General features: G+C 40.4%; 26 protein-coding genes and 3 pseudogenes. 25 read left to right on the forward strand and 4 right to left on the reverse strand.

All coding sequences use genetic code 11. The annotated features are described in order from the left end of the window. The first annotated feature begins 227 nt into the window (after positions 1–227). From ACIFO6_RS01000 to ACIFO6_RS01015, 4 genes are all read left to right on the forward strand, one after another. Positions 228–647 (forward strand): hypothetical protein, encoded by a 420-nt coding sequence (locus tag ACIFO6_RS01000; protein ID WP_430037088.1) that lies wholly within the window; start codon positions 228–230, stop codon positions 645–647. Between the two features lie 207 nt (positions 648–854). Further along, positions 855–1,025, forward strand: coding sequence for a transposase (locus ACIFO6_RS01005; protein WP_430037383.1), 171 nt, complete (start codon positions 855–857; stop codon positions 1,023–1,025). 527 nt (positions 1,026–1,552) lie between these two features. Beyond that, positions 1,553–2,050 carry a sigma-70 family RNA polymerase sigma factor gene (locus ACIFO6_RS01010; RefSeq protein ID WP_430037091.1) on the forward strand — a complete coding sequence of 166 codons (498 nt, stop codon included), beginning with the start codon at positions 1,553–1,555 and terminating at the stop codon, positions 2,048–2,050. 5 nt (positions 2,051–2,055) lie between these two features. Next, entirely contained in the window at positions 2,056–2,910 is an 855-nt protein-coding gene (locus ACIFO6_RS01015; protein ID WP_430037386.1) for a hypothetical protein, read from the forward strand. A gap of 410 nt (positions 2,911–3,320) precedes the next feature. Here the strand turns inward: ACIFO6_RS01015 and ACIFO6_RS01020 are convergent, their stop codons facing one another. Beyond that, the gene (locus ACIFO6_RS01020) at positions 3,321–3,869 is read right to left on the reverse strand and encodes a TetR/AcrR family transcriptional regulator (protein ID WP_430037094.1); all 549 of its coding nucleotides are present in this window, start codon (positions 3,867–3,869) and stop codon (positions 3,321–3,323) included. Positions 3,870–3,992: 123 nt separating this feature from the next. Here ACIFO6_RS01020 and ACIFO6_RS01025 point away from each other — a divergent pair, with 123 nt between their 5' ends. Together ACIFO6_RS01025 and ACIFO6_RS01030 are read left to right on the forward strand one after the other, a co-directional pair. Beyond that, on the forward strand, positions 3,993–4,745 hold the full coding sequence (locus tag ACIFO6_RS01025) for an SDR family oxidoreductase (protein ID WP_430037097.1): 753 nt from the start codon (positions 3,993–3,995) through the stop codon (positions 4,743–4,745). Further along, on the forward strand, positions 4,726–5,073 hold the full coding sequence (locus ACIFO6_RS01030; protein ID WP_430037100.1) for a TetR/AcrR family transcriptional regulator: 348 nt from the start codon (positions 4,726–4,728) through the stop codon (positions 5,071–5,073). Before ACIFO6_RS01025 ends, ACIFO6_RS01030 begins: the two co-directional genes overlap by 20 nt. Here the strand turns inward: ACIFO6_RS01030 and ACIFO6_RS01035 are convergent. Beyond that, a pseudogene (locus tag ACIFO6_RS01035) lies at positions 5,006–5,338 on the reverse strand (23S rRNA (pseudouridine(1915)-N(3))-methyltransferase RlmH); the annotation flags it as partial. The gene ACIFO6_RS01030 and the pseudogene ACIFO6_RS01035 overlap by 68 nt on opposite strands. A 160-nt stretch (positions 5,339–5,498) precedes the next feature. Here ACIFO6_RS01035 and ACIFO6_RS01040 point away from each other — a divergent pair. The 9 genes from ACIFO6_RS01040 (at position 5,499) to ACIFO6_RS01080 (ending at position 11,278) form a co-directional block, all read left to right on the forward strand. Beyond that, complete coding sequence (locus tag ACIFO6_RS01040; RefSeq protein ID WP_430037103.1) at positions 5,499–5,825, forward strand: nucleoside triphosphate pyrophosphohydrolase; 327 nt, start codon at positions 5,499–5,501, stop codon at positions 5,823–5,825. Between the two features lie 496 nt (positions 5,826–6,321). Next, positions 6,322–7,215, forward strand: coding sequence for a GIY-YIG nuclease family protein (locus tag ACIFO6_RS01045; RefSeq protein WP_430037106.1), 894 nt, complete (start codon positions 6,322–6,324; stop codon positions 7,213–7,215). A 214-nt stretch (positions 7,216–7,429) separates the two neighbouring features. Further along, a complete protein-coding gene (locus ACIFO6_RS01050) occupies positions 7,430–7,801 on the forward strand; it encodes a DUF5071 domain-containing protein (protein WP_430037389.1) in 372 nt (123 codons plus the stop codon). Between the two features lie 181 nt (positions 7,802–7,982). Then, entirely contained in the window at positions 7,983–8,510 is a 528-nt protein-coding gene (locus ACIFO6_RS01055) for an AAA family ATPase (protein ID WP_430037109.1), read from the forward strand. Between the two features lie 134 nt (positions 8,511–8,644). Further along, positions 8,645–8,902, forward strand: coding sequence for a hypothetical protein (locus tag ACIFO6_RS01060; RefSeq protein WP_430037112.1), 258 nt, complete (start codon positions 8,645–8,647; stop codon positions 8,900–8,902). After that, positions 8,880–9,065: a hypothetical protein gene (locus ACIFO6_RS01065; RefSeq protein ID WP_430037115.1), complete on the forward strand. Its 186-nt coding sequence runs from the start codon at positions 8,880–8,882 to the stop codon at positions 9,063–9,065. The genes ACIFO6_RS01060 and ACIFO6_RS01065 overlap by 23 nt, the downstream gene beginning before the upstream one ends. A 114-nt stretch (positions 9,066–9,179) precedes the next feature. Next, the gene (locus tag ACIFO6_RS01070; protein WP_430037118.1) at positions 9,180–9,371 is read left to right on the forward strand and encodes a hypothetical protein; all 192 of its coding nucleotides are present in this window, start codon (positions 9,180–9,182) and stop codon (positions 9,369–9,371) included. A 314-nt stretch (positions 9,372–9,685) separates the two neighbouring features. Then, positions 9,686–10,108 carry a hypothetical protein gene (locus ACIFO6_RS01075; RefSeq protein ID WP_430037121.1) on the forward strand — a complete coding sequence of 141 codons (423 nt, stop codon included), beginning with the start codon at positions 9,686–9,688 and terminating at the stop codon, positions 10,106–10,108. 645 nt (positions 10,109–10,753) lie between these two features. Then, a complete protein-coding gene (locus tag ACIFO6_RS01080) occupies positions 10,754–11,278 on the forward strand; it encodes a pyruvate kinase (RefSeq protein WP_430037123.1) in 525 nt (174 codons plus the stop codon). Between the two features lie 134 nt (positions 11,279–11,412). Here the strand turns inward: ACIFO6_RS01080 and ACIFO6_RS01085 are convergent. Then, positions 11,413–11,625 (reverse strand): annotated as a pseudogene (locus tag ACIFO6_RS01085) (transposase); the annotation flags it as partial. 348 nt (positions 11,626–11,973) lie between these two features. Here ACIFO6_RS01085 and ACIFO6_RS01090 point away from each other — a divergent pair. From ACIFO6_RS01090 to ACIFO6_RS01100, 3 genes and pseudogenes are all read left to right on the forward strand, one after another. Beyond that, entirely contained in the window at positions 11,974–13,071 is a 1,098-nt protein-coding gene (locus ACIFO6_RS01090) for a dsDNA nuclease domain-containing protein (protein WP_430037126.1), read from the forward strand. After that, positions 13,068–14,792, forward strand: coding sequence for a hypothetical protein (locus ACIFO6_RS01095; RefSeq protein ID WP_430037129.1), 1,725 nt, complete (start codon positions 13,068–13,070; stop codon positions 14,790–14,792). Before ACIFO6_RS01090 ends, ACIFO6_RS01095 begins: the two co-directional genes overlap by 4 nt. 120 nt (positions 14,793–14,912) lie before the next feature. Beyond that, positions 14,913–15,068, forward strand: a pseudogene (locus tag ACIFO6_RS01100) (DUF255 domain-containing protein); the annotation flags it as partial. 337 nt (positions 15,069–15,405) lie between these two features. On the opposite strand, the gene ACIFO6_RS01105 reads toward ACIFO6_RS01100, so the two are convergent. Further along, positions 15,406–16,173 (reverse strand): DUF418 domain-containing protein, encoded by a 768-nt coding sequence (locus ACIFO6_RS01105; RefSeq protein ID WP_430037132.1) that lies wholly within the window; start codon positions 16,171–16,173, stop codon positions 15,406–15,408. 223 nt (positions 16,174–16,396) lie between these two features. On the opposite strand from ACIFO6_RS01105, the gene murQ reads away from it, so the two are divergent. From murQ to mmsB, 7 genes are all read left to right on the forward strand, one after another. Then, entirely contained in the window at positions 16,397–17,284 is an 888-nt protein-coding gene (gene murQ, locus ACIFO6_RS01110) for an N-acetylmuramic acid 6-phosphate etherase (RefSeq protein WP_430037135.1), read from the forward strand. A 26-nt stretch (positions 17,285–17,310) separates the two neighbouring features. After that, entirely contained in the window at positions 17,311–18,729 is a 1,419-nt protein-coding gene (locus ACIFO6_RS01115) for a PTS transporter subunit EIIC (protein WP_430037138.1), read from the forward strand. Positions 18,730–18,786: 57 nt separating this feature from the next. Then, a complete protein-coding gene (locus tag ACIFO6_RS01120) occupies positions 18,787–18,918 on the forward strand; it encodes a phospho-sugar glycosidase domain-containing protein (RefSeq protein ID WP_430037391.1) in 132 nt (43 codons plus the stop codon). A gap of 32 nt (positions 18,919–18,950) precedes the next feature. Next, entirely contained in the window at positions 18,951–19,787 is an 837-nt protein-coding gene (locus tag ACIFO6_RS01125; protein WP_430037393.1) for a MurR/RpiR family transcriptional regulator, read from the forward strand. 340 nt (positions 19,788–20,127) lie between these two features. Then, complete coding sequence (gene chvE, locus ACIFO6_RS01130; protein ID WP_430037140.1) at positions 20,128–21,213, forward strand: multiple monosaccharide ABC transporter substrate-binding protein; 1,086 nt, start codon at positions 20,128–20,130, stop codon at positions 21,211–21,213. A 34-nt stretch (positions 21,214–21,247) separates the two neighbouring features. Beyond that, on the forward strand, positions 21,248–22,798 hold the full coding sequence (gene mmsA / locus ACIFO6_RS01135) for a multiple monosaccharide ABC transporter ATP-binding protein (RefSeq protein WP_430037143.1): 1,551 nt from the start codon (positions 21,248–21,250) through the stop codon (positions 22,796–22,798). After that, entirely contained in the window at positions 22,782–23,945 is a 1,164-nt protein-coding gene (mmsB, locus tag ACIFO6_RS01140; RefSeq protein WP_430037145.1) for a multiple monosaccharide ABC transporter permease, read from the forward strand. The genes mmsA and mmsB overlap by 17 nt, the downstream gene beginning before the upstream one ends. Positions 23,946–24,041 lie beyond the last annotated feature (96 nt).

Here is a 24,041-nt window from a genome sequence, read left to right on the forward strand (position 1 = left end):
GGTTATTCAACAGGCGTGATATAGTAATATTTATTATAAAGCTTGTCCGATAGCTAGAAATTTGTACATTTTGATCGTTCTTTATTGGTCCTACGATGCCCTTACTGTTCATTAAATTAAAATTCAGGAGTTGACTCCCCGTGAAAAATGACTCCTTAAGCAACCACCTACATAGTGATCTAGATTCCATACAGCCTAATCATAGCGACCCCAACATATTAAATTGCATGATGGATTTTCAAAAGCTGGCCCAATATCAGATCAAGCTTGCACAGATCATGCGCAATCATCATCAATTTCACAACTGCCTCATTCTGTGTGACCGGGCGATGTTTTCTATGGCTAAGGCCGTTTATGTTCACCGAAATCAAATTATTGTGTCCTCCATTAACCTATCTATAACGGATGTACTTAGACTAATCCACACGGATGCTGAGCCGAGTTTGGATATGGTGCTGTTTATGGGTACGGTGCATTATCTTATTTCCGCAGAGGATCATGCACATAACAAGTCAATGAAGCTGGAGGAGGTCGATAGGCTGCTTTTTAGAACGGACCATACTTTAATACGTCTATCTCGTCGAATTGTAGCTGATCCTGCTGAGTGGTATCCATCTATTTTTAAAGAAAATCAGTCCATGAAGTAGTTAAATCCACACCTGTCGATTAACCATTAAATGGTAGAAAAAGAGCCGTCAACTCGGTAAAATGTTTGTATCCCTACAAACTTAACCGAAAGGTGACGACTCCATGAAAAAGTCTATCACGATCCCATTCATCCTTCCATCCATTCTGACTCCGGAAGAAGTGCAAAGCGTTACCAAGGGAGCACTTACCCGGACTACATTGTGGTGATGTTTCGAGATTTTGAAGGTCGAGTCATCCGAGTCGTTACCGATTTAATGCAGGTGACCGCAGAACAAATCGCACAGATGTATAAAGCTCGATGGCAGATGGAGGTCTTTTTCCGTTCCTTTTTAATATTTTATGCCATTATATCATCAAGTATATCTAACGCCCTCTGAGCCATCTTTCACAGGCAGCTCTCTCACTGGAGTAGCGCCTAGCCTTTATTGCATAACCTACAACAAGTCCATTTTTATGTCAGCCTTTCTATGAATTAAATGTAGTCGCTAGCATTGTCTGTATAGTTTTCAGGGCTTGGCGATTGATAAGTTACCAGGCACAAGCTCAGTGTCTACAAATTCCTTCAATAACCGTGCTTGCTCGTATTCCCCCATGTAACTTTTGAACCAATCAACCTAAGAATATGATTCGCATACGATGCTCATCAACTTATTTCTATGTAGGGACACCTGTCCTAGTAACGGCAAACGCCCAGTTTATATCGTAAAAGAAGAACAAAAAAACTCTAAAACTTAAAGTCTCAGAGGCAATGAATCCCTATTTTCAAGTTAAGTTAACCTTTTTTGTCGAAAGGCAGCTAATTAGCGGGGTGAAAAAAACCATCAGAATGATGAAACTATTTGGGACGCTGATCTGTCTAACATACATTACACAATAGACAATGAAAGTCGAGGTATAACCAGCAATGGGGGTGTATCAACTGAACAAAGCAAATGCGTCGTTAACCGAACAACAGTTTAGCGACCGGCTGATGGGATGCAAAGAACGAATGTACCGGATTGCATACTCATACGTCAAGAATCAACAGGATGCGCTTGAGATCGTATCAGAGGCATCGTATAAGGCTTTTCTCTCATTTAAGAAACTGGAGAGTCTGGACTATGTAGAAACTTGGATTGCGAGGATTGTCATCAACTGTGCGATTGATCATTTAAGGCGTAAGAAGAAATATACGTATATCGAGGACAGCCAGCATTCGCTAACATCCGCAGATTCGAATATGTACGAGGCCCTTGAAGTTTTGAAGCCTGAGGAAAGGTCCTTTATCATTCTAAAATTTTTTGAAGGCCAGCGATTCAAGGATATTGCCGAGGTGCTTTCACTTTCAGAAAATACTGTAAAAAGCAAGTTTTATCGCATTCTCAATAAGCTCAAATTACAACTAACGAGGAAAGAAGGTTGAAGCGGATGTATGGTAAAGAAAAATATGATGAGATCGAAATTCCGTCCAGTCTTTCAGAAGTGATTCAGGATGCTCGCAAGCGTGCACATAAAATGAAACGGAATAGACGAGTGTGGCGCGGTTCTTCTTTGGTTGCGGCCTGCGCAGCTATGGTCATTACAGTTAATGTGCCAACCGTAGCTTTGGCGCTGTCTGATGTGCCGATCATCGGGTCTGTCGTGAAAATCTTTCAAATAGGCGGCGGGGGACAATCCACAGATGGGGCAGTGGCAACAACCAAACAGGAAAGCGACTCGTTAAGCATTCATTTCAAGGTCGATGGCAATCAGCTTGCGTCTGCTCCAGCCTACACCTTAGAGCGACTTGCAGGTCCAGATCGGCTAGTTTTCACCTTTAACGGAGTACGTGAGCTTGATTATGTCAAAATGGAGAAGGATATTCGAGCTCTTAATTATGTGAAAGATGTATATCGTAATATTATTCTGGATGATTCGGCAGTCCGCTTTGTAATTGAGCTTAAGGAGAATGTGGATTATTCCGTATCAGAGTATAAAGATCCTGGCTATATCCAGCTTAAGCTGTTCTCTGCTGCAAACCATTCGCAGCCGCGAGAGTTGTTCTTTGTGCGAAGTCAGGACATGGAAGAGGGGGAAGCACTGGCCATGCTGGCCGAACAGTTTCATGATAAAGGAAGCAGCATGGTTAAAACCCGCACCGGCAAGTTTGCTGTGGTAATGGGCAGCTTTGACAACCTGGCGCAAGCAGAAACGTGGTTACAGCAAATGAAACAGCAACAAGAAGAGGAGGCTGTAAGCCAGCTTTATGTAGATCATTGGATGAGTAATGCTAACCCAAAATAGTAGTTTGATCCCTACCCTACTTATAAAAGACCTACACCCTCAAAACCCGCTGCTCTAGAATGCTTCAAAAAACAGTCAAGGCATACATGGAAAAATTGAATTTTTGAAACCGTTAATCTGAAAATGATCTACGGTTTTTTTGTTCCCTTCTATTTGTTATGTGATTATCATCCCCATGACCAAATATTTTACCGGAAATGCTTTTGAATAAAATTTCAAATTTCGCCCTACTTGTGGTAGGGTTCACAGCGCTGTCTGTAACGGCAAGTTTTAAGGCCATCCTTCTGGGATGGCCCTTTCTTTGCTCTCGCTTTGTTCAACTCGCTCGTAAATGTTAGCGCAAAAAAAGGCCGCCAATCAAGCTGGTAGCCTTCTCGTGATTAAACAAATCTTAATTGGTGTGACTGTAGCTAATCCTCAATCCCCGCCTCGATCAACTTCCAGACCGCTTCGAACTCTCCTTTAAAATCCATATGCATCCAATTATCTGCATAAGCTGGTGCAGAAAAATATGAAAACGCCATTAAAATGGCATACAGCCGCCTAACGTCCTCAATGCCACTCGCGGCCTTTAAACTGTCCATTAAATCGCCGATGTGCCGAATGAGCACCGCCGGATTTCGATCAATATATGCTGTATACAGCTTAAACATTTCAGGCTCACGCACATAAGCCTCATATTTCGATTGGCTCAAAATCCATAGCCACTCGTGCACAATGTCCTTCTTCGACGAGCATTTGTCTGTATCAAATGGAAAAAGCCGCGCCAGTTCATGGTCCAGCCACGACAACGCAAGCTCGGTCCATAACTCTTCCTTGCCTGAAAAATACTTGTAGATCGCAGCATGAGTCGTCCCCAACTCAGCGCTGACCTTTGACAGATTGACTTTATCCATCCCTTGTTCGACAACCATTCGATGTGCGGTTTCCATTATGAGTTCTCTGCTTAAATTTTTCATAATTTTATTATACCGATTGACATCACAGGTTACAACTATTGACTTTTGTAACTCATCATTGTATGCTTAGCTCATTCATAGGTTACAAATTTTAAAAGATGTAACTAAAAAGGAGAGTCCTTCATGAAACTTTCAAATCGTACAGTCGTCGTTACAGGCGGCACTTCGGGCATCGGTCTTGCATTCGCTTTGAACTTGTTGAATCGTGGCAATAAAGTCATCGTCATTGGACGGAATCAAGCAACACTCGATCAAGTAACGCACAGACATAAAGGGCTCATCGGGCTGCGAGGCGACGTCTCCAATGCGAACTCCGTTCGCGAAATGGCCGCAATCCTTCGTGACCGCTACCCTGAAGTCTCGATTCTGTTCAACTCGGCAGGTATTATGCGCACCTTCGAATTGATGGACGATAACCTCGATTTGGAGCGAACTACCGCAGAGATTGAAACGAACTTAAACGGGATCATCTGGACGACGGAAGCGCTGCTCCCTCAATTGGCCAGACAAGATGAAGCTATGATCGTAACCGTAAGCTCCGGTCTTGCCTACGTCACTTCCCCCCTTCATCCCGTTTATTCGGCTACAAAAGCGGGCGTGCATATGTTTACTGACGCGCTTCGAATCCAGCTCAGGAAATCGAAAACGAACATACACGTGATGGAACTTGTCCCACCCCTCGTTGCGGAAACCAATCTGCTCCCTGGCATGCAGAACGGCGGCATTCCCAGTATGAGTCTGGACACACTCGTAAAGCACGGGATCAAAGGGATGGAGCAAAACAAAAAGAGGGTCGTTCCGGGCTTCTCCAAAATATTGCGCTTTGCGGGGAAATACTTCCCGGACACCCTTTCGAATGCGATGGCACGGGGTTGAGGGGGCGAGAATCGAGTCGATCGCAGAAAATGCCGGGGTAAAGAAGCAGTTGATCTATCATTACTTCAAGGGAAAAACAGAATTGCTTGAAGCCGTTTTGGCTAACTTTGCAACTAGCGAACCAGAGTGGGTCTCGCAAATCCCTGATAACCCGGTTTATATTGCCGAGCAAAAACTTGCCGTTATTTGTGATACGGTTCACCCCGATAAATCTGCTCCACCAACACCAGCCGCATCAGTTGATGAGGCAAAGTCATTCTTCCGAAGCTCAGCTTCTGCTGGGCGCGGCGGAGGACTTCGTCAGAGAGGACATGGCTGCCGCCAATGACGAAGACAACATGGCTTGTACCGTAGGTACCGAGCTTGTCCAATTCCTCCGCAAGCTCTTCCGAGCTCCAGAGTTCCCGTCGATGGCGAGCACAATGACATGCGCTTCACTCTTCACATGGGCAAGGATACGCTCACCTTCCCGCTCCTTGACCTGTCGGACTTCCGACTCACTCAGTGTGTCGGGAGCCTTTTCATCGGCTACCCTCGATCATTTGAAACTTAATGTATGGGCCTAGCCGTTTAGCGTATTCCTGAATCCCCATGACCCAATATTTTTCTTTTAACTTGCCTACACCTATAAGTTGAATAAACAAATTCCATGCCCCTATCAACACCCAACCTTTTCTCACGAATGATATAATGGCGAAAAGGAAGTTGTTGGCTTCGGTCTAAGGCTCCACAACAGAAAGGGTGTTATTTCAGATGCCTACATATAATAAGCTGGTGCGGGACCGGATTCCGCACATCATTACGTCTCAAGGCAAGGAATGCCGCACGCGTTTTTTGGACCAGGAGGAATATAAGCAAGAGCTGAGAATGAAGCTTCGTGAAGAAGCAACGGAATATTTTGAAGCGGCGAAAGATAAGGATGCGCTGGAAGAGCTGACGGATATGCTGGAAGTCATCCGGGCGCTGGCAGAAGTACATGGGGCGAATACGGCAGAGCTGGACAAGCTGCGTTCAGACAAAGCCGAGGCACGGGGTGGCTTTCAGGAGCGGGTGTTTTTAATTGATGTCGACGAAGCTTAATGTAAAGCTTATTACCGATAATTTAGCGGATGAGCTGATCGCCTAGATACAACATGCCTCCAGGATTTATATAATGACTTCATTTATTATGCTGTCCGGGGTGAATCGCTGAGAAATTGATTTCTCTGCTCCAGTAAGCCTAAAGTCTAGTCAAGTGGTACACATGGAATAAACATATTATATTATCTATTAGGTATAGTTAACGTTTGATGATTTTTACGTACCTGTCATTGATGGGATGTACGTGTGAATCAATTATTCAAAATGAAGTTTTGGCGGGAGTTTTTTGTTTGAAAGTATAGGATTAGTGATCGTCATATTCTTCCATTTGATGATACAATATAAGCATGATTCAAAAGGACTATTTCAAATACGATGTTTCGTTTAATCAATTGTATTTCTTATATTTACGAACTTCGTGAATATTACGTTAGATGAAACCCTCTAATATATTAAGGAAGATATAAACATGTTTGAAGGCTATGGAGGTTAGTAGATGAGAGGGAAATCAATCAAGCTATATATTATGGGAGAGAAATATAAGAATTTGAAAACAGCAGAACTTAGTAACTGGACAGGTAAAGCATATGTTGGACAAAGAAAACATGTTCAAATGCTTCAAAGTATTGACGAATTATCTTCTCCTGGTATCTATTTGTTGATTTCTGAAGTAGAAGATTCTTATCAAAAGAAGATATACATTGGAGAGGCCGACGAAGTAAATGGACGAATATCTGACCAGTTTAAGAAAAAGGATTGGTGGAGCGATTTTGTAATATTTATTAGCAAAGATACTAATTTAACAAAGTCGCACGTCAGATATCTTGAAAGAGAACTGTACGGAATTGCAGTTAAAAATAAGACTACTATTGAGACAACTAACGGAAACACTCCACCAGGTTCAAAGTTACCTATTTCTGAATGTGATGACATGGATAATTTTAATGAGAATATTATATTTGTACTTAACAATTTAGGTATTTTAGATTTTACTAAGACTCAAACAACCAATGAAAATATCAGTAACAATAGAAGGCAAGAAAGCGACACTTTTTATTTGAATGTCCCTGGAGCTAAAGGTGAGATGGCTAAAGAAGCGAAACTTATAATTATAGAAGGGACATATAGACTGCTAGCGGATTCCTACATCCGAAAAGATCATGTCAATAGTTTTTCCAGTCATAACTATGCGAAATTAAGAAAGCAACTTGAAGAGGAGGGATTTTTTGAGCTTTCAGAAAGTGAAAGTTATTTTAAATTGTGTAGGGACATTGACTTTAAATCTCCATCTGCAGCAGCAGCTATTGTAAGAAATAGTTCAATAAATGGTAGAAAAGAATGGAAATTGAAAAGTGGAATAAGTTTAGATGAATATGAAAATAGACTATGATACTTAACATTTTGTGCCTATTCAAGGGAGCGAGGGCATCATCTAACATAATATTCAAGCAGCGGCTCCTTTGGAGCCTTGGTCTGCGAGAAGGATTTCAGGGAAGCATTTCAGCAGACAACCCCTTCGGGGTTCATGAATACAGAAACGTTATCAGAAATACTCAAAACTGGAATAAAGAAAGAAGGTAAATAATATAAAAACAAACGAATTAATACCACGAAATAAATACGATTTTAAAAGAGTAGAGCAACTAAAGAAACAACCTATGGAAAAATTAAAACCTCTCTTACCAGAACTACTGGAATGGCTACAAGATGGAAATTGGCCGGTTGCTGAACCGATAGAAAATGTTTTGTTGAATTTCAAAGAAGAGTTGATACCGTACATCAGGGGAATATTCAGTACGAATGATGGATGTTGGAAATACTTTGTATTGCATGGATTAATAAGAAAACTACCCGATTATATATTGAAAGAGTTGAAAGCTGATCTAAATAGAATGCTTAATGCACCGACAGAAGATGAAAAACAAGAAGAATTAGATGACATACTAATAGAATTACTTGAAAGAGTTGATAGCTAAGTCGAGAAGTCGAGTACATCTGATAACATAATATTCAAGCAGCGGCTCCTTTGGAGCCTTGGTCTGCGAGAAGGATTTCAGGGAAGCATTTCAGCAGACAACCCCTTCGGGGTTCATGAATACAGGAACGTTATACGAAAGCACCTAAATGCTGATATATTGCAGTAAAGGAGGTTACAAAATGTCAAGATCAGTTTATATCATTTCCGGTCCCGCTGGTGTCGGGAAATCTACTACTTCAAAGAAACTTGTTGGACATTTGGATCGCAGTTCATATATCTCTGGCGATGATATTAGTCATTTACCTGTAAACGGGAGGGGCAAGCCTTGGCTCTGTCAAGAAACTCATAAGCTGACTTGGATAAATATATTGGGTTTAGTGAAGAATCTAATTGAATTTAATTACGATGTTGTTATAGATTATGTGACGTTTCCATCGGAGGCTAACTGGTTAGCTAATGAGTTGGGGAGTATGAATGTAAGGATCATTTATGTTGTGTTTATGGTTGATCCAGAAACAATTATATTAAGAGATCAGTCAAGAGATCCAGCGATTCAAATGGGTGAACGAAGCGTAATCCTATTGAATGAATTTAAAGAAGCATTAAAAGACGAAAGGCATATATTAAATACCCAAGAATATTCTATTAACCAGATAGACGAAGTGATTGAAGAGATAATAAACAATAATAGATTTTTGATAAGCTAATCGGCAAAGGATTTTGGGAAAGCAGAGGCAACTGGACACATCCGACTTCGTCGGACGTCGTAAATACAGTAACGTTATAAGAAACCAGCACAAACAAAAATAAATGAAAATTCTCTATAGAGGCGGTTTTATAAATGAGTATTAAGCTTCAAATTAGTCATGACGAAAAAGAAATCAAGTTTTTTGATAAAGATTTAGGGATATTAGGTTTTACGGATTACACAGCTGAGGTATGGGGAAAAATATCAACCGTTAATTGGTATGTTAATGAAAGCAAAATTGCAAAGAATGAGAAAACATACATATACACAGGAGCAGGAAAATTTAGCGGTTTAAAAAATTTGCACCAGATAGTAATGATGTTATGGTATGGGCTGGAAGGGTGGCACTAATCAGAATGTTTGGATAACAGATAAGCATCTGCGACAAGACGGGACGATTAAGGTTGGAGAGAATGTAGATTATGTATTCCGCAAAGCCCAGCGTCAGCTTGAGTTGTTTGGATACACAGGGCAGATACCAGGTATCAAGCGCAAATCAGCAGAGATATTGTAAAAAAACTGGAGGACATTGTTAAACATCTGAAACAGCAACTACCTAATATGGGGTAGTTGCTGTTTTTTTTTAAGGAAGAAAAAAAAGATGGGTATTCAAAGGAGGAAAATGGGATTGAGCCATTGGTTCTATATAACGCCAGAAGAGTATGTTGAAGCCGAGAAAATTGGAGTCAAATCAGCCATGTTGGATCGTCGTATTCGTGAACAGGGCTGGACGAAGGAACGAGCGAGCGATGGCAACACCACCACGTGCCCTGAAAGATCGCCGGAAGTGGCTGCAATTGGCGCGAGAAAACGGCATTAACAAAGCTACCTTTTATACCCGGATACGTAATCTTGGCTGGAGCAGGATCTTCCCAGCACCTAGGGACGCAACAATTGCAGAGTTGCTGAATGATAGGAAACGTGTGCTGGATGCTTTAATCAAAGAACGGCGTCTACCCAGTATTATAAGTCGTTATTATGAAATATGTGGGCTTTATGAAAAATAAAATATCTAATCGTCAAAAAAATATAAATATGATAATATGGTTAATGTTGGTTAATATATGAATATATTTGAATCAATACTTAGTATTGGAGAGAGTGCTAACAATATCATTAGGAGGGAAATTTAATTTGTTTAACAAAACATCCATAAAATCAATTTTACGTATTACCACACTCACGTTGGCTTTTTTAATATTCTTTGTTGCTTCCGCTCAAACTTACTCTCTTGCAGCAGGAGCAGATTCGCTAAATAGCGTTCAAGAAGCTTCAACTAACAAAGACGAAAATAGCTCCCAAGAAGTTACCATTGAAGAGAGTCAAAATAGTGGTGAAGATGTATCAAATGATGAAACTCACACTACTGTAAACGTCGGAGAACTAGAAGAAATGGGGGATGAAATATCACCTGAAACCAGTCTCATCGTACCTGTTCTTCCTTGGATAGGTATGGGTATTGGTGAGCTATTAGCATGGTTGGGTGGTGGAGCTGCTGCAGGTCTTGCTATTTATAAGTTTGGGCAGGAGGTAGTAGCAGTACGTGATTTTGTATAAGAACTCTCGAAGAATAATAACAGAGATAAACCTGTATATTACAAAGCGAAGACAGACAAATCTGGTTTATACATTCTTGGTACACTAAAAGATAAAAATGCTGCTAAAACCTATGTGACAAACTCAAATAATGAAGTCTGGGCATCAAGTTACAATGACGCTTCAGCACTTGCTCGAAGTTTTGGTTCAGCTACAAGGTTAGAAAATCATTATGACACCGGTTATAGTGATACAAAGTACTACAATCATTTTCATGGAATAACGGGTAATAAACGCTCAGGTCATATTTTTTATGGAGCTGATTATGTATGGGGTGCAAATAGAAGGTAACTATAATCTTTATCAGCAATAACACTCTCTCCAATACTAAAATAAATATCGCGATAGTTGAATAACTATAATAAGTAGCTTGATTCCAGTATCACGGGAATTGAAAAAGCTTGAGTTCTAGTGCGTTATCATCATAGCATTGTTCCTCAGTTAAGGCTTTTAATTGAGATAGATTCAAGATTGATGGTAGCAAGATTTAAAATTTGGCATTATAATTCATCATTATCGTCACTTCTTAAAAATGTTTTCTGTTACTTTCGATTACCTGAGTAGACCATTTGGGGTACAAAAAATAACTAAGAGGAGGGAAGTAAAATGCAAATTGATGTTGAAAAGTTATATAAAAAATATTTGACCTTAAATATACCTAATCCATTTACTACTGATCAAATTCATCGACGATTGACGGAAACGTATTTTGCAAAAAAGGAAGACCTTAGCCGTTTTTCAGACTTGAGTCAAGACCCTCATGCTGGATTCGATAAAGCAACTGGTGCATATGTATTTGAGGACAAAAGAGGAATCGAAAAGTTAATAAGATTAAACAGAGACGATGAGATAGATAAAGATGGCCAACATGCATATGTAATTAATTCAACTTTAATAGGTGGGTCATTATTATTAAACTTGGAGCTTCACATATTCAAAGGGATAGATAAGGAAGAAATGGTTCTAGGTAATCTTCGTTTTGAGGAGTATTTAATTGCACTTTATATAACAGGTTATATTCAATTTGAAAATGATCCTGTAATAGACAAAGTAATTGAGCGTTATCGCGATGGTTACTACCTTCGTTACTTTGGAATGCAAAGTGGCTTCGAAAATTATCTGTACAAATAAAAAATTGTAGCGCCTTCCTATTAGGAAGGCTATTTTTATGAATAAGATGTTAACAATTTTGCTTTGAAAGGGGAGCGTCAAGAAGTTTGTGTAAATGAAAAAATGAAATAACATTTCCCTGTTGTAGAACGATGTTAGTTTGTGGCGGTGAACAGAGCGAGCAGTTCTGCTCGTGCTTGATCGAAGCCAATATGACAACGGGTAGCAAAACGTTGGTTATCGTTTTCAAACTGGGAAACCAGGAATTTTTCTAATGCCTCTTCATGAGGGAATTGTTCTTTCCGGTTCGTGTATTTCTTGATTTGCTTGTTAAACGATTCGATCAAATTGCTGGAGTAAAACATTTTATTCACAAACATATGTTCTGATTTATGCTAAAATTATTATATATTGAACTAATGGTAAGATAATCTATGAATGGAGGTATTGGTATGGTCGACACCACACAGAAAGTAATCACTATTTGATTGGTCTGCTTGTAGGTGATGCAACTTCTCATCAGCTTCTCAGAATTGCAACCTTGTCCTAGAACATGGCAGTGGCAATTTACTAAAGCTACTAAAGAAGGAAAATATATAAAATAGAAGGGATTTGAATATATTTGTCGAAATATTCCTAATACTATAACCCCTGGTGTGACGGAGGAAATGGATTAATGCAAATTTATATAAATAATTTGTGTAGAGGAATAGACAATGAATAATCAAAGTAAAGCTGCTGTAAATGCTGGTGTTCATGGTTCGACGGGGACTGAATTTCAAAAACATTGTGCATTATACTTTTTGTTCAATAAGTATAATGATTTAAAAGATAGAAAGTACTTTATTTGTATTGAACATCATGATGATTTTTTGTTTTGTTATCAAAATAATGATGAGCTTATTTCTTCTATTGACTCTTATCAAGCAAAGAAGTCTTCTGAAAAGTGGGAAATGAGCGGCTTATATGAATTACTTAGAAAAATGACTGGAGTAGGCTTATCACTGAATGCAGATAGTATGCCTAAAGTAAATAACTATACACATAACTTAGAGTTCATAACTAACAACTCTATACAATTAAGTAATGGTCTTAGAGGAAAAAATAAGAATAAAAGTATAACTATTAACGAGAGTAATAGTAGATTAAAATTTACTGATTTAGATACTGAGATTACAAATAAAATTGAAGCAGAATTAACGAAATTGCTAGGTAAGGATCTAGAAGGTTTAAAGGAATTAAATAATGTTTCATTAGCCTATATTGATTTTCCAAAGAAAAGCGCTGGGCAGAAGGATTCACTAGTTGGACTGCTCAGTAGAATATTTGGAGCAAAGGTCAGTGATCATAGAGCTGCTGTAGATGCGCTGTTGCTTCTATTTAGAGATGTAGAAAACACGTTAAACCAAGGCAATGTTGTAAAGTTAATGGATGAATCAAAACGTGTTAGTTCTGCAAGTATTAATGATGCTATTGATATAATTACTACAAAAACGATGGCATTTGAATTGTGGCGAAATGAGGAAAAAGAAGTTTGTATAAATCTGGAGATTTCCATTCCAGATAAGAGCGAGTTTAAGCTGAATTTTATTAATAGCTTTGATAGATTTAAAGATTATCAACAAATTGAACATAAAAAAATACTCTCCTTTGTTAAGGAGAATAGTAATGTAATGTATCGCTTTACTGTCGAGACTGATTGTATTTTAGAATTATATCAAATGTTTCGAAAAAACATAAGTTCTCAATTGTCAGAGCTAAGTATAAAAGCTGCTATTTATGCTGCATATATAGAAGTAAGGGGACAATTATGAAAACAAAATTATTAATAAACAAACTATTTGCATATTCAGAGAGTGAAAATGAATATTTTTACACAGAGTTTGATCAAGGTATAAACATTATTTATGGAAAAAATACATCAGGAAAAAGCACGGTTTTTCAGATGCTTTTATACACGCTGGGTATAAATGACAATAATGACCACTTGAAAGAAATTATTGAAGAAGGTGCTTTTATAAGAGTAGACTTTCAAGTAATTAATAATGGAGAAAGTGAAAAAATTACTTTTGTTAGAGATGATGAAACGATATTCATTAAAAGGGTAGATAAACCTATTATGAGGTTTAATGGTATTAGAGCGAATCAGTCTGCTGAACATATTAAACTTAAAGGATTCCTTCATGAATTATTTAATTTCACACTTAAATTAGAGAATAAGGAGGGGTACAAAGCTGCTCCAATCGAAGCAATGTTTTTGCCTTATTATATACCTCAGTCAGTAGGGTGGGTATACCTTAGAAAATCCTTTAGTAGCCTTGAGTATTATAAAAATCTTAAAGAAGATTATCTTGACTATTATTTGGGAATTGAATCACTTGTTGATAGGGATAAAAAGCAGGAATTGGAAAGAAAATTGAAAAGTAAAGAAGATGAAATTAAATTTTATGTAAATTTGGAAAATAGTAATGACGAGTTCCAAATTACAAAACTAGTTGATGAAGAATTTATTGAAGAGTCATTAGAATATATTAAGTTACACAGTGATAATCAGGTGCTTTTAAATGAACATGAAGAAGAATATATTTCTAAATGCAATGAACAGAGCTATTATAAAGAACGATTGTCTTTACTGCGAAAAGTGTCAAGACATCACAAGAAACAAAACCCTTTAGAGGGAACATGTCCTGCTTGTGATCGGGAACTTTCATTTAGTATTACTTCGTCATATAAGTATTTTCAAGAAGAGAATGACACTGAGGAAGAAATGGTAAAATGTAAAGCGATGATAAAGAAGCTGCAAGGGGAAATTAATTCTCTAGGAAAACTTATAAATGTTCGTAAAGAAAATAACTTAAAAACATATGGAATATTAAAAAGATATTTTAAGCATAATATTTCTTTTGATAGTTGGTTGAATAATAAAGTGAATATACAGTTAATTCATGACATTAGATATAAACTTGGGGTATTAAGTAACGAAAAAATTACTATTGAGAATAGCCTCAAAGGGTTTAAAACAGAAGAAGAAGTCCAAAAATCCAGAATATCCAAAAGTAAAGAATTTGAGCGTTTATTCCTAGGATATATTGATGATTTAGGTGTAAAGACCTTAAAGGAAGATAGATATATATCGTTATATAACATTTCAGCATTTCCTTCTCAAGGGGTTGAGCTTCATAAAACAGTACTTGCATATAACTTTGCTTTAAATAAATTAATAGAAAAGACTGATGGTATACATCGTTTTCCCTTTATGCTTGATGCAATTTTTAAGGAAGATATTGAGCAATCAAATAAAAATGCTATCATTGAGTTTATTGGGAAAAATAAACCGAATGATACTCAATTATTACTGTCAATTGCAGAAACTAAAGAAAATGAAAAAAGCATACATGAATATAATGAAAAATATTTTAATGGAATGGCTAAATTGATTTGTATAGGAGAAGGGGTAAGAGAACGCGCTTTTTTAACTCAATATGATGGTAGCATGGAAGTTTATTTAGATGAAACTCTGAATATTATTAATTGATAAGAGTAATTAATTTTGTGCTACTCGATCATTTAGTGGAACGACAGAGATGTCGTTCTTCTTTTTCATATTCTGCGCCTTCCCTCACCTTTTTGGGTAAACTAACCCTAGTGATGCCCAATGACAACTCACAAAGTACCCAATAGATTAGCCAAGGAAAAATCACCGTGTCTGCTGCAACACGCACATAATCCGGTGAACTGGTTTCCTTGGTCGGAAGAAGCTTTTGAAATCGCCAAGCGCGACAACAAATCTATCCTTTCTATTGTTTATAGCTAGTTATTGACCCACACGTACCTCTCATTGATGGGATGTTCGTGTGAAACAATTCTAGTAGAAATTACTGAATTTAACTTTCTTATTTGGAAAGTGATAGGATATATAATTAAGTAAAGAGTCTGAGCGATAAAGGAGAAATCCTTATTGTTCAGACTCTTTTTTCTTTTTATACCGAGAGATGTAAGACTAAAGAAAACTTCCGATTGAGCACTATAGTACATTTGCAAAATGTCTATCCTGCATAGCAGTACACCCTAAACACCACAGAAAGGGAGTATAGAAGAGCAACCTTTAAACACTTTCAAGTGTTAGGTAATAAGCTAGCAGGAGTCTTTTATCGTTTTATTGCATGCTTTGTTCCATAGGTCATCAACCGCCAAACCTTTTCTAAGGGTCCCATGGAAAAGAACTTGAACCAGATGGTGCTAAAAATGATTTGAATAATATAGATCAGAACTGCGATGTAGAGAATATCTTTTGGTGAAACGACTTCGAGACCTATAATTGAAATGATTGCCGTCCCTATAATGCTTTGTGCTACATAATTTGTAAATGCCATTTGACCAACCCGTGATATGGGTGTTAGGAATTTCACAATGTGTTTGTTTTCTAATAGTAGAAATAATGTTGTTAAGTAAAACAAAGTGGTTGGAAGTGCTCCTAAGCCCGTAACTGAATTTAAATTGGTGCTCTCACTTTGAGAAGCATTCCAAATCCATAGTGAGAAACCAACGAATAAAAGAAATGATACCATTTGAATCCATCTAATTGGTTTAGATAATTCTTTTATGTGTGTCAGCCAACCTGACTTCGCGGTTAAAAAACCAGCAAAAAACATAATGAAAATTAGTGAAGCGTCATTAGAAAAAATATTAAGGATAGAGGATATTACCCCTAGAGAGGGTAAAAATATTTTTGCCACCAAGGAAATGATGTGAATGGATGTCATACCCATAAGCCACTTTTTAAGTGTAGAAACCGTTGTGTGATAAAAAGGGATTAGAAACAATCCGATAATGGCGTATGCGTATAGAATGGTTCCCCAAAAGATAAACACATGAATGAATCCCAGCAGCAAGAGCATTAGTAAACGTCTAGCCATACGCCATCTTGGTTTATCTCCCCGACTTTCGGCTCTTGAAGCGAAAATGTATAGACCTACTCCAAATAGGAATGAAAAAATAGATTCTTTCGCAAAAAATTCATTTCAGAATTTTGACATTTTGTTTTAGATAAAACAAAATAATATTGAAATAATATTTCAGAAATGTTATCCTTCGATTAGAAAGCGATTTCATATACGGAAAAGGATGATGATGAAAATCATGTTAGAGCATTTGACAACAGAGACTCGCAATAAGAAGACAATGAACTTGGATGAATTAACACCTCTTGAACTTTTGGAAGTGATGAATGAAGAAGACCAAAAGGTCGCACAGGCGGTTAAGCAAGAAATTCCGCAAATTTCCAAAGCTGTTGCAGTAATAACAATGGCGATCAAACAAGGTGGACGCTTAATTTACATGGGGGCTGGAACAAGTGGACGTATCGGCTTGCTAGATGCGGTTGAATGTCCACCGACCTTTGGAACAGCACCTGAAGAGGTAGTTGGACTAATTGCTGGAGGAGAGAGAGCGTTTATTAAAGCGGTCGAAGGTGCAGAGGACAATGAACAATTAGGGGCGCAAGATTTACAAGATATTAAGCTAACAGCCAAAGATGTTGTTGTAGGAATTGCCGCTAGCGGACGCACGCCTTATGTTATCGGTGGATTAGAATATGCCAATTCTATTGGAACGCCTACTGTAGCCGTGAGTTGCAACAAAGATTCAGCGATTGGTAAAGTTGCCAAGATTGCGATTGAAGTCGTGAACGGACCGGAAGTGTTAACTGGCTCAACACGTTTAAAAGCTGGGAGCTCTCAAAAATTAATTTGCAATATGCTTTCCACAGCTTCGATGATTGGCACGGGGAAAGTATATGGGAATTTAATGGTAGATGTACAGTTAACTAATGAAAAACTTGTAGAACGTGCTAAACGTATTGTTATGGATGCGACAGATTGTGATGCGGAAACAGCAGAAGATTATTTGAAAAAGGCAGATCATAAACCGAAAATTGCAATTGTGATGCTTCTTGCCGGGCTTTCGAAAGAAGCTTCTGTACAACGTTTGGAGGAATCACAAGGGTTTGTACGTCAAGCGATAAAATAATGCGAAAGTAAGAAGGGGGCATAAACATGAGTAAATATCATGATTTAGCTGTCAAAATATTAGGGGCTATTGGTGGCAGTTCAAATGTATCCGAATATACTCATTGCATGACTCGTCTTCGTGTAACTGTAGTTGATCGCAGTCGAATCGCTGAAGCGGAATTGAAGAAGATTGATGGGGTTCTAGGTGTAGTGGATGATGAAACGTATCAAATCATTCTCGGACCAGGGGTCGTGACCAAAGTAGCTGAAGAATTTGGTAAAGTGTTAGAAGGAAGTGTCTCAGAGGGTAAAAGTTCAGCTTCGGCTGAACAATTACAAGCAAAAGGCGCAGAAATGAAAGCACAACTCAAAAAGAAAAATGATACACCGTTCAAAAACTTTTTGCGGAAAATAGGAAATATTTTCATACCCCTAATTCCTGCATTCGTTGGAGCTGGTTTAATTGCGGGTATTGGCTCGATTCTAGCGAACAATATTACAGCAGGCAACTTAGACGCCACAACGTGGCAGCAATATGTAACGATATTAAATGTAATTAAAAATGCGATTTTTAGTTACTTAGTGATTTATGTCGGCATTAATGCAGCTAAAGAATTTGGAGCTACTCCTGCGCTTGGTGGAGTGATCGGTGGGGTAACGCTTTTAACAGGTGTTACAGCTGACTTGTCCATTAATAATATATTTACGGGTGCGCCTTTAACGCCTGGGCAAGGAGGAGTTATTGGTGTTCTAATCGCAGTATGGATTTTATCAATCGTTGAAAAATATTTGCGTAAAGTTATTCCAGATGCCGTTGATATTATCGTTACACCTACAATAGCCTTACTAGTCGTGGGGCTGATAACTATATTTTTCATCATGCCATTCGCTGGATTTATTTCTAATAACTTAATCGGAGCGATTAACTGGACGATAGAAGTTGGTGGTGCATTCTCAGGTTTTGTATTAGGGACAGCGTTTTTACCACTTGTTATGTTAGGGCTGCATCAGGTATTGACGCCGATTCATATTGAGATGATCAATAGCTCAGGGATGACGTTATTACTTCCGATGCTTGCTATGGCTGGTGCCGGTCAAGTAGGGGCATCCATTGCATTATGGATTCGTTGTAAGAAGAATAAATCATTAATAAACATGATTAAAGGTGCGCTTCCAGTTGGTATTCTAGGAATCGGCGAGCCATTGATCTATGGGGTTACTTTACCGCTAGGACGTCCTTTTATTACAGCTTGTATTGGCGGAGGTATTGGTGGTGCGGTCATTGGTTTATTTGGTAACGTTGGAGCGATTGCCATTGGGCCATCTGGAGTTGCGTTAATTCCATTGATTGCGAATGGATTATGGTTGAAATATGTAATAGGGTTAATTGCAGCTTATGCTGGTGGTTTTATAGCTACTTATTTATTCGGTACACCAAAAGAGGCAATGGCAGAACAGGAATAACTGATCAGAAATAAAAATATTGCGCCTATGCATACGAACAAGCGGCCATAAGGATCGATTACGGTCGATAATTATTTGTATGGCCGCTATGAACATGAGTTACAGATCACATCAACGGATCTGTCGGCACATGAGGGCGTTAATGTGATTACTCCCGTCTATTTTGTTACAATAAGTAAAATAGATTAAGTAGGGGAGATAAGGACTTGGTAGTAGGAAATATGATTTCTCAAATTGAACTAGTATTAAATGAACTGCCAGAATCCGAAAAAAAAGTAGCTGAGTACATTCTTGCAAATGCTAAAGAAGTGCTGCATATGACCATACATGAGTTAGCGACGAAAGCGGAGGCAAGTAGTGCGGCGGTAGTTCGTTTTTGCAGATCGCTGGGAATAGATGGTTTCCCTGCTCTGAAAATTCGTTTATCAGCGGAAGTAGAAAATACGCAGTATGTTGGCTTCTTTGATGTTGAATCGAATGAAACGGTGCATTCTATCATTGATAAAATGTTGTCGAACACAATACTGACCTTTCAGAATACGGCCAGTCAACTGGACGCGCAATCTATTGAGCAGGCAGTGAGCCTGTTACAGCAGGCAGAAGTTATTTATGCTTATGGGATAGGTGCCTCTTTTATTATTGCAGAAGATGCAGCACAAAAATGGCTTCGGCTTGGTAAAAATGTATATGCGATTTCAGATCGTCATTTATTAGCAGCGGCTATGGCTACGAAATCAGAGAACGCCGTCTTCTGGGGAATTTCGTACAGCGGTGAGACGAGAGAGGTTATTCAATTAATAAAGCGAGCTAAGGAGCAGGGGATAAAAACAATTAGCCTCACTCGTCCTGGTAATAACAAGCTCTCTCAGCTTGCCGATGTTTCATTATTTACATCACGTGCGCCAGAAGCACAGCTTCGTAGTGCGGCAACAAGCTCTAGATTTGCTCAATTATTTGTGCTCGATATTGTCTTTAGCGCATATGCTTCTGCTCAGCATGATTTTACTGTGGAGCAGCTAGCGAAGACAAGGCAAATGATTGAGGTTTTGTATGATTAATGTTGTAGGTTACAAAATTGATCAGATATTAAAGAGTTTGAGTATACAAATGGAGACTTTGCCAATCGTGATAAGGCTAAAGTCTTTTTGTGTTTTCAAAATATAAGAGCGATCTCCCGACAATCTGTATTCCTCCTCAAATCACTCCCCCACACAAAGGTTAAAATTTTATAAAAAAAGTTCAAAACCAGCAAAGACCTTTCCCGGCTTGGAATGATACCATGTGGTTGCACATAAAAAAAGGAGAGGCGTTCATCGCCACTCTATTGTAAGCGCTATCTAACATCTACTCTAATCAGCACTAAATGACCCGCATCACATGAGGAAAGGGGAGCTTCATATGAAAAAAGGAGCTGTTGTCGTCTGGCTTCTGGTTTTGGCCTTGATGCTTTCGGCCTGTAATTTGGCGGAGAGTGGAACGGGCAGCAAGGAAAAAGGCTATGTGGGCATTTCCATGCCGACCAAATCGTCCGAGCGTTGGGTAGGGGACGGAGAGAATATGGTCCGGCTGTTTCAGGAGCAAGGCTATAAAACAGATTTGCAGTACGCCGAGGACGTGGTCGAAAACCAGATCGCCCAAATCGAAAATATGATTACCAAGGGCGTGAATGTCATGGTGGTTGCTTCCGTGGATGGGAACACGCTGACGGATGTCATCCAGAAGGCGCACGACCGGGGAATTCAGGTCATTTCCTATGACCGTCTGATTCGGAACACGCCGTATCTGACGTATTATGCGACCTTCGACAACTTTCAGGTGGGCGTGCTACAGGCGGCGTATATTGAGAAAAAGCTGGGACTCCAGGAAGGCAAAGGCCCCTTCAATGTAGAACTGTTCGGCGGTTCACCGGATGACAACAACGCGTATTTTTTCTTTAACGGCGCGATGTCCGTCCTCAAGCCATACATTGATTCGGGAAAACTGGTTGTGCGCAGCAAGCAAATGACGATGTCGCAAATTGCTACGCTGCGGTGGGACGGAGCCTTGGCTCAGTCGCGGATGGATAATTTGCTGAGTGCCTACTATTCGGGAGCCAATCTGGACGCGGTGTTATCCCCGTATGATGGGATTAGCATCGGTATTATTTCATCCCTCAAAGGGGTTGGCTACGGATCAGCGAACAGGCCGCTGCCGATCATTACGGGGCAGGATGCGGAGCTGGCTTCGATCAAGTCGATTGTGGCCGGGGAGCAGACGCAAACCGTGTTCAAGGATACCCGCAAGCTGGCAGAGCAGACGGTTGTGATGGCCAACAGCATTTTACAGGGCAAACAAGCAGAAGTGAATGATGCCAAATCATATAACAACGGAATAAAGGTGGTTCCTGCTTATTTGCTTGACCCGATCTCGGTGGACCGGACGAATGTCGAGAAGGATATTGTGGGGAGTCATTATTACACCAAGGAGCAGATCGGACTGAAATAAGAGCAGGCTATTCAAACCGAAAGGAGTGTATCCCATGACTGGAATCATTTTGGAAATGAAGGGAATGACCAAGACCTTTCCCGGCGTGAAGGCGTTGGAAAATGTAAACCTCAAGGTCAAGGAAGGCGAGATCCATTCCCTGTGTGGTGAGAACGGTGCGGGCAAATCGACGCTGATGAAGGTACTGAGTGGTGTGTATCCGCATGGAACCTACGAAGGGGATATTGTTTTCCAGGGTAAAACATGCGAGTTCAAGGACATCAAGCAGAGCGAGGAATTAGGGATCGTCATTATCCATCAGGAGCTGGCGTTGATCCCGTATCTCTCGATTGCCGAAAATATTTATCTGGGCAACGAACGCGCCAGCGGCGGCGTGATTGATTGGAAAGAGACTTTTGTCGGCACCCGCGAGCTGCTGTCCAAGGTGGGTCTGAGCGAAAATCCCAATACCTTAGTTACGAACATCGGGGTCGGGAAGCAGCAGCTGGTTGAAATTGCAAAAGCGCTCTCTAAAAAGGTAAAGCTGCTCATTCTCGATGAACCGACAGCGGCGTTGAATGAGGACGACAGCGAAAACCTGCTAAATTTGATGCTGGAATTTAAAAGGCAGGGCATTTCCTGCATTCTCATCTCTCACAAGCTGAATGAGGTCGCCAAGGTATCCGATTCGATCACGATTTTGCGGGACGGGAAGACGATTGAGACGCTGGATATGAAAAAGGATCAGGTCACGGAGGACCGGATTATTAGCGGGATGGTTGGACGTGATCTGACCAGTCGTTACCCGGAGCGCCATGCGGAGATTGGCAAAGTCATTTTGGAAGTGAAGGACTGGACGGTGTATCACGAGCATCATGCGGAGCGCAAGGTGCTGGATCAGGTGAATTTGAACATCCGTCGAGGTGAAATTGTCGGCATTGCCGGACTGATGGGAGCGGGACGGACGGAGCTGGCGATGAGCATTTTCGGCAAATCGTATGGACGCAATATTTCCGGTCAACTGATCAAGGACGGCAAGCCGATCCAGAACAACACGGTAACAGACGCGATCAACAACGGTTTTGCCTATGTCACGGAGGATCGCAAGGAGTTTGGCCTTATTCTGATGGACGATATCAAGCGCAATATTTCGCTGACTGGCCTGAACAAGCTGACGAAAGGCGTTGTCGTCAATGAGCAGGAGGAAGTGATCGTTGCCGAGGATATGAAGAAGAGCATGAACATCAAAGCGCCGAGCATTTTACAGAAAACGGGCAATCTGAGCGGCGGCAATCAGCAGAAGGTGGTACTGAGCAAATGGATTTTTGCCGAGCCGGATATTCTGATTCTGGATGAGCCGACGCGCGGCATTGATGTGGGCGCCAAATATGAAATTTATACGATTATTCATCGACTTGCCGCCGAAGGCAAGGGTGTGCTGGTTATTTCGTCCGAGCTGCCAGAGGTACTGGGCTTGTGTGACCGGATGTACGTCATGAACGCCGGGCGGATTACCGGAGAGGTTAGCCGTGAGGACGCGTCGCAGGAAACATTGATGAGATATATGACCAAGTCGGGAGGCGTGAAGCATGGAAACCATAACTAAATTATTTAAAAATAACATCCGCCAATATGGCATGATGATTGCGCTGGTCGTCATTATGATCTTGTTCGAGGTACTGACGGGCGGTCTGCTGCTGAAGCCGATTAATATTACAAATCTGATTCTGCAAAACAGCTACATTCTCGTGCTCGCTATCGGGATGGTGCTGGTCATCATCACGGGGCATATTGATTTGTCTGTCGGCTCGATAGCCGCTTTTGTCGGTGCGGTTGCCGCCATCATGATGGTGGATTGGCAGCTTCCGGCGTGGATCGCCGTGATTGCATCTTTGGTAGTCGGAGCGCTAATCGGCGCATGGCAAGGGTTCTGGGTCGCCTATGTGCGGATTCCGGCGTTTATCGTTACGTTGGCGGGAATGCTGCTCTTTCGCGGCTTGACGATGATCGTGCTGAAAGGTCAATCCATCTCTCCTTTTCCGGGTGGCTTTCAGAAAATCAGTTCAGGCTTCCTGCCGGACTTTGCATCCTCAGGTTATAACCTGGTATCCATCATTGTGGGCATTGCGCTCACAGTTTGGTTTATCGTCAATGAGCTTCGCGAACGCCGTTCCCAGCTTAAATACGGTTTTGAGGTTCCGTCACAGACTCTATTTGTACTCAAGCTGATTGTGGTCGCTGCTGTCATCAATCTGTTCACCTTTATGCTGGCGAGTTATGCGGGGATTCCGAACATTCTCGTATTGCTGTTTATTCTGATCGTTGTATACTCCTTCGTCATGAACCGCACGATTATGGGCCGCCATGTGTATGCATTGGGTGGAAATGAAAAGGCAGCGGGTCTGTCCGGTGTCAAAACGAAAAAAGTAACGTTCTGGGTATTCGTGAACATGGGCGTGCTGGCCGCCATTTCCGGTCTAATCTTCGCTGCACGTCTGAACGCGGCTACTCCGAGAGCAGGCACGAACTTTGAGCTGGATGCCATCGCGGCTTGCTTTATCGGCGGGGCTTCCGCATCCGGTGGGATCGGAACCGTTTTTGGAGCGATTATCGGTGGTCTGGTCATGGGCGTACTGAATAACGGCATGTCCCTGATTGGTTTGGGTATTGACTGGCAGCAAGGTATCAAGGGTTTGGTGCTGCTGCTGGCGGTTGCCTTCGATATTTACAACAAAAACAAAAGATCAGCCTAAGCTTCATATTTCATGCTTGTACACCAAGAACCCCCAGTCCCACTTGAAATGTGGATGCTGGAGGTTCTTTATGGGTTCGTTTTTGAGGCTAGCGGT

Source organism: Paenibacillus sp. NRS-1781 (genome assembly GCF_050467745.1).
In the GTDB taxonomy this organism is placed as follows: domain Bacteria; phylum Bacillota; class Bacilli; order Paenibacillales; family Paenibacillaceae; genus Paenibacillus; species Paenibacillus terrae_A.

Excerpts from the sequence above, each read along its gene's own strand:
- ACIFO6_RS01000 (WP_430037088.1), top strand. The coding sequence starts at position 228 with ATGATGGATTTTCAAAAGCTGGCCCAATATCAGATCAAGCTTGCACAG.
- ACIFO6_RS01005 (WP_430037383.1), top strand. The coding sequence starts at position 855 with ATGTTTCGAGATTTTGAAGGTCGAGTCATCCGAGTCGTTACCGATTTA.
- ACIFO6_RS01010 (WP_430037091.1), top strand. The coding sequence starts at position 1,553 with ATGGGGGTGTATCAACTGAACAAAGCAAATGCGTCGTTAACCGAACAA.
- ACIFO6_RS01015 (WP_430037386.1), top strand. The coding sequence starts at position 2,056 with ATGTATGGTAAAGAAAAATATGATGAGATCGAAATTCCGTCCAGTCTT.
- ACIFO6_RS01020 (WP_430037094.1), bottom strand. The coding sequence starts at position 3,869 with ATGAAAAATTTAAGCAGAGAACTCATAATGGAAACCGCACATCGAATG.
- ACIFO6_RS01025 (WP_430037097.1), top strand. The coding sequence starts at position 3,993 with ATGAAACTTTCAAATCGTACAGTCGTCGTTACAGGCGGCACTTCGGGC.
- ACIFO6_RS01030 (WP_430037100.1), top strand. The coding sequence starts at position 4,726 with ATGCGATGGCACGGGGTTGAGGGGGCGAGAATCGAGTCGATCGCAGAA.
- ACIFO6_RS01040 (WP_430037103.1), top strand. The coding sequence starts at position 5,499 with ATGCCTACATATAATAAGCTGGTGCGGGACCGGATTCCGCACATCATT.
- ACIFO6_RS01045 (WP_430037106.1), top strand. The coding sequence starts at position 6,322 with ATGAGAGGGAAATCAATCAAGCTATATATTATGGGAGAGAAATATAAG.
- ACIFO6_RS01055 (WP_430037109.1), top strand. The coding sequence starts at position 7,983 with ATGTCAAGATCAGTTTATATCATTTCCGGTCCCGCTGGTGTCGGGAAA.
- ACIFO6_RS01060 (WP_430037112.1), top strand. The coding sequence starts at position 8,645 with ATGAGTATTAAGCTTCAAATTAGTCATGACGAAAAAGAAATCAAGTTT.
- ACIFO6_RS01065 (WP_430037115.1), top strand. The coding sequence starts at position 8,880 with ATGGGCTGGAAGGGTGGCACTAATCAGAATGTTTGGATAACAGATAAG.
- ACIFO6_RS01080 (WP_430037123.1), top strand. The coding sequence starts at position 10,754 with ATGCAAATTGATGTTGAAAAGTTATATAAAAAATATTTGACCTTAAAT.
- ACIFO6_RS01090 (WP_430037126.1), top strand. The coding sequence starts at position 11,974 with ATGAATAATCAAAGTAAAGCTGCTGTAAATGCTGGTGTTCATGGTTCG.
- ACIFO6_RS01095 (WP_430037129.1), top strand. The coding sequence starts at position 13,068 with ATGAAAACAAAATTATTAATAAACAAACTATTTGCATATTCAGAGAGT.
- ACIFO6_RS01105 (WP_430037132.1), bottom strand. The coding sequence starts at position 16,173 with ATGGCTAGACGTTTACTAATGCTCTTGCTGCTGGGATTCATTCATGTG.
- murQ (WP_430037135.1), top strand. The coding sequence starts at position 16,397 with ATGTTAGAGCATTTGACAACAGAGACTCGCAATAAGAAGACAATGAAC.
- ACIFO6_RS01115 (WP_430037138.1), top strand. The coding sequence starts at position 17,311 with ATGAGTAAATATCATGATTTAGCTGTCAAAATATTAGGGGCTATTGGT.
- ACIFO6_RS01125 (WP_430037393.1), top strand. The coding sequence starts at position 18,951 with ATGATTTCTCAAATTGAACTAGTATTAAATGAACTGCCAGAATCCGAA.
- chvE (WP_430037140.1), top strand. The coding sequence starts at position 20,128 with ATGAAAAAAGGAGCTGTTGTCGTCTGGCTTCTGGTTTTGGCCTTGATG.
- mmsA (WP_430037143.1), top strand. The coding sequence starts at position 21,248 with ATGACTGGAATCATTTTGGAAATGAAGGGAATGACCAAGACCTTTCCC.
- mmsB (WP_430037145.1), top strand. The coding sequence starts at position 22,782 with ATGGAAACCATAACTAAATTATTTAAAAATAACATCCGCCAATATGGC.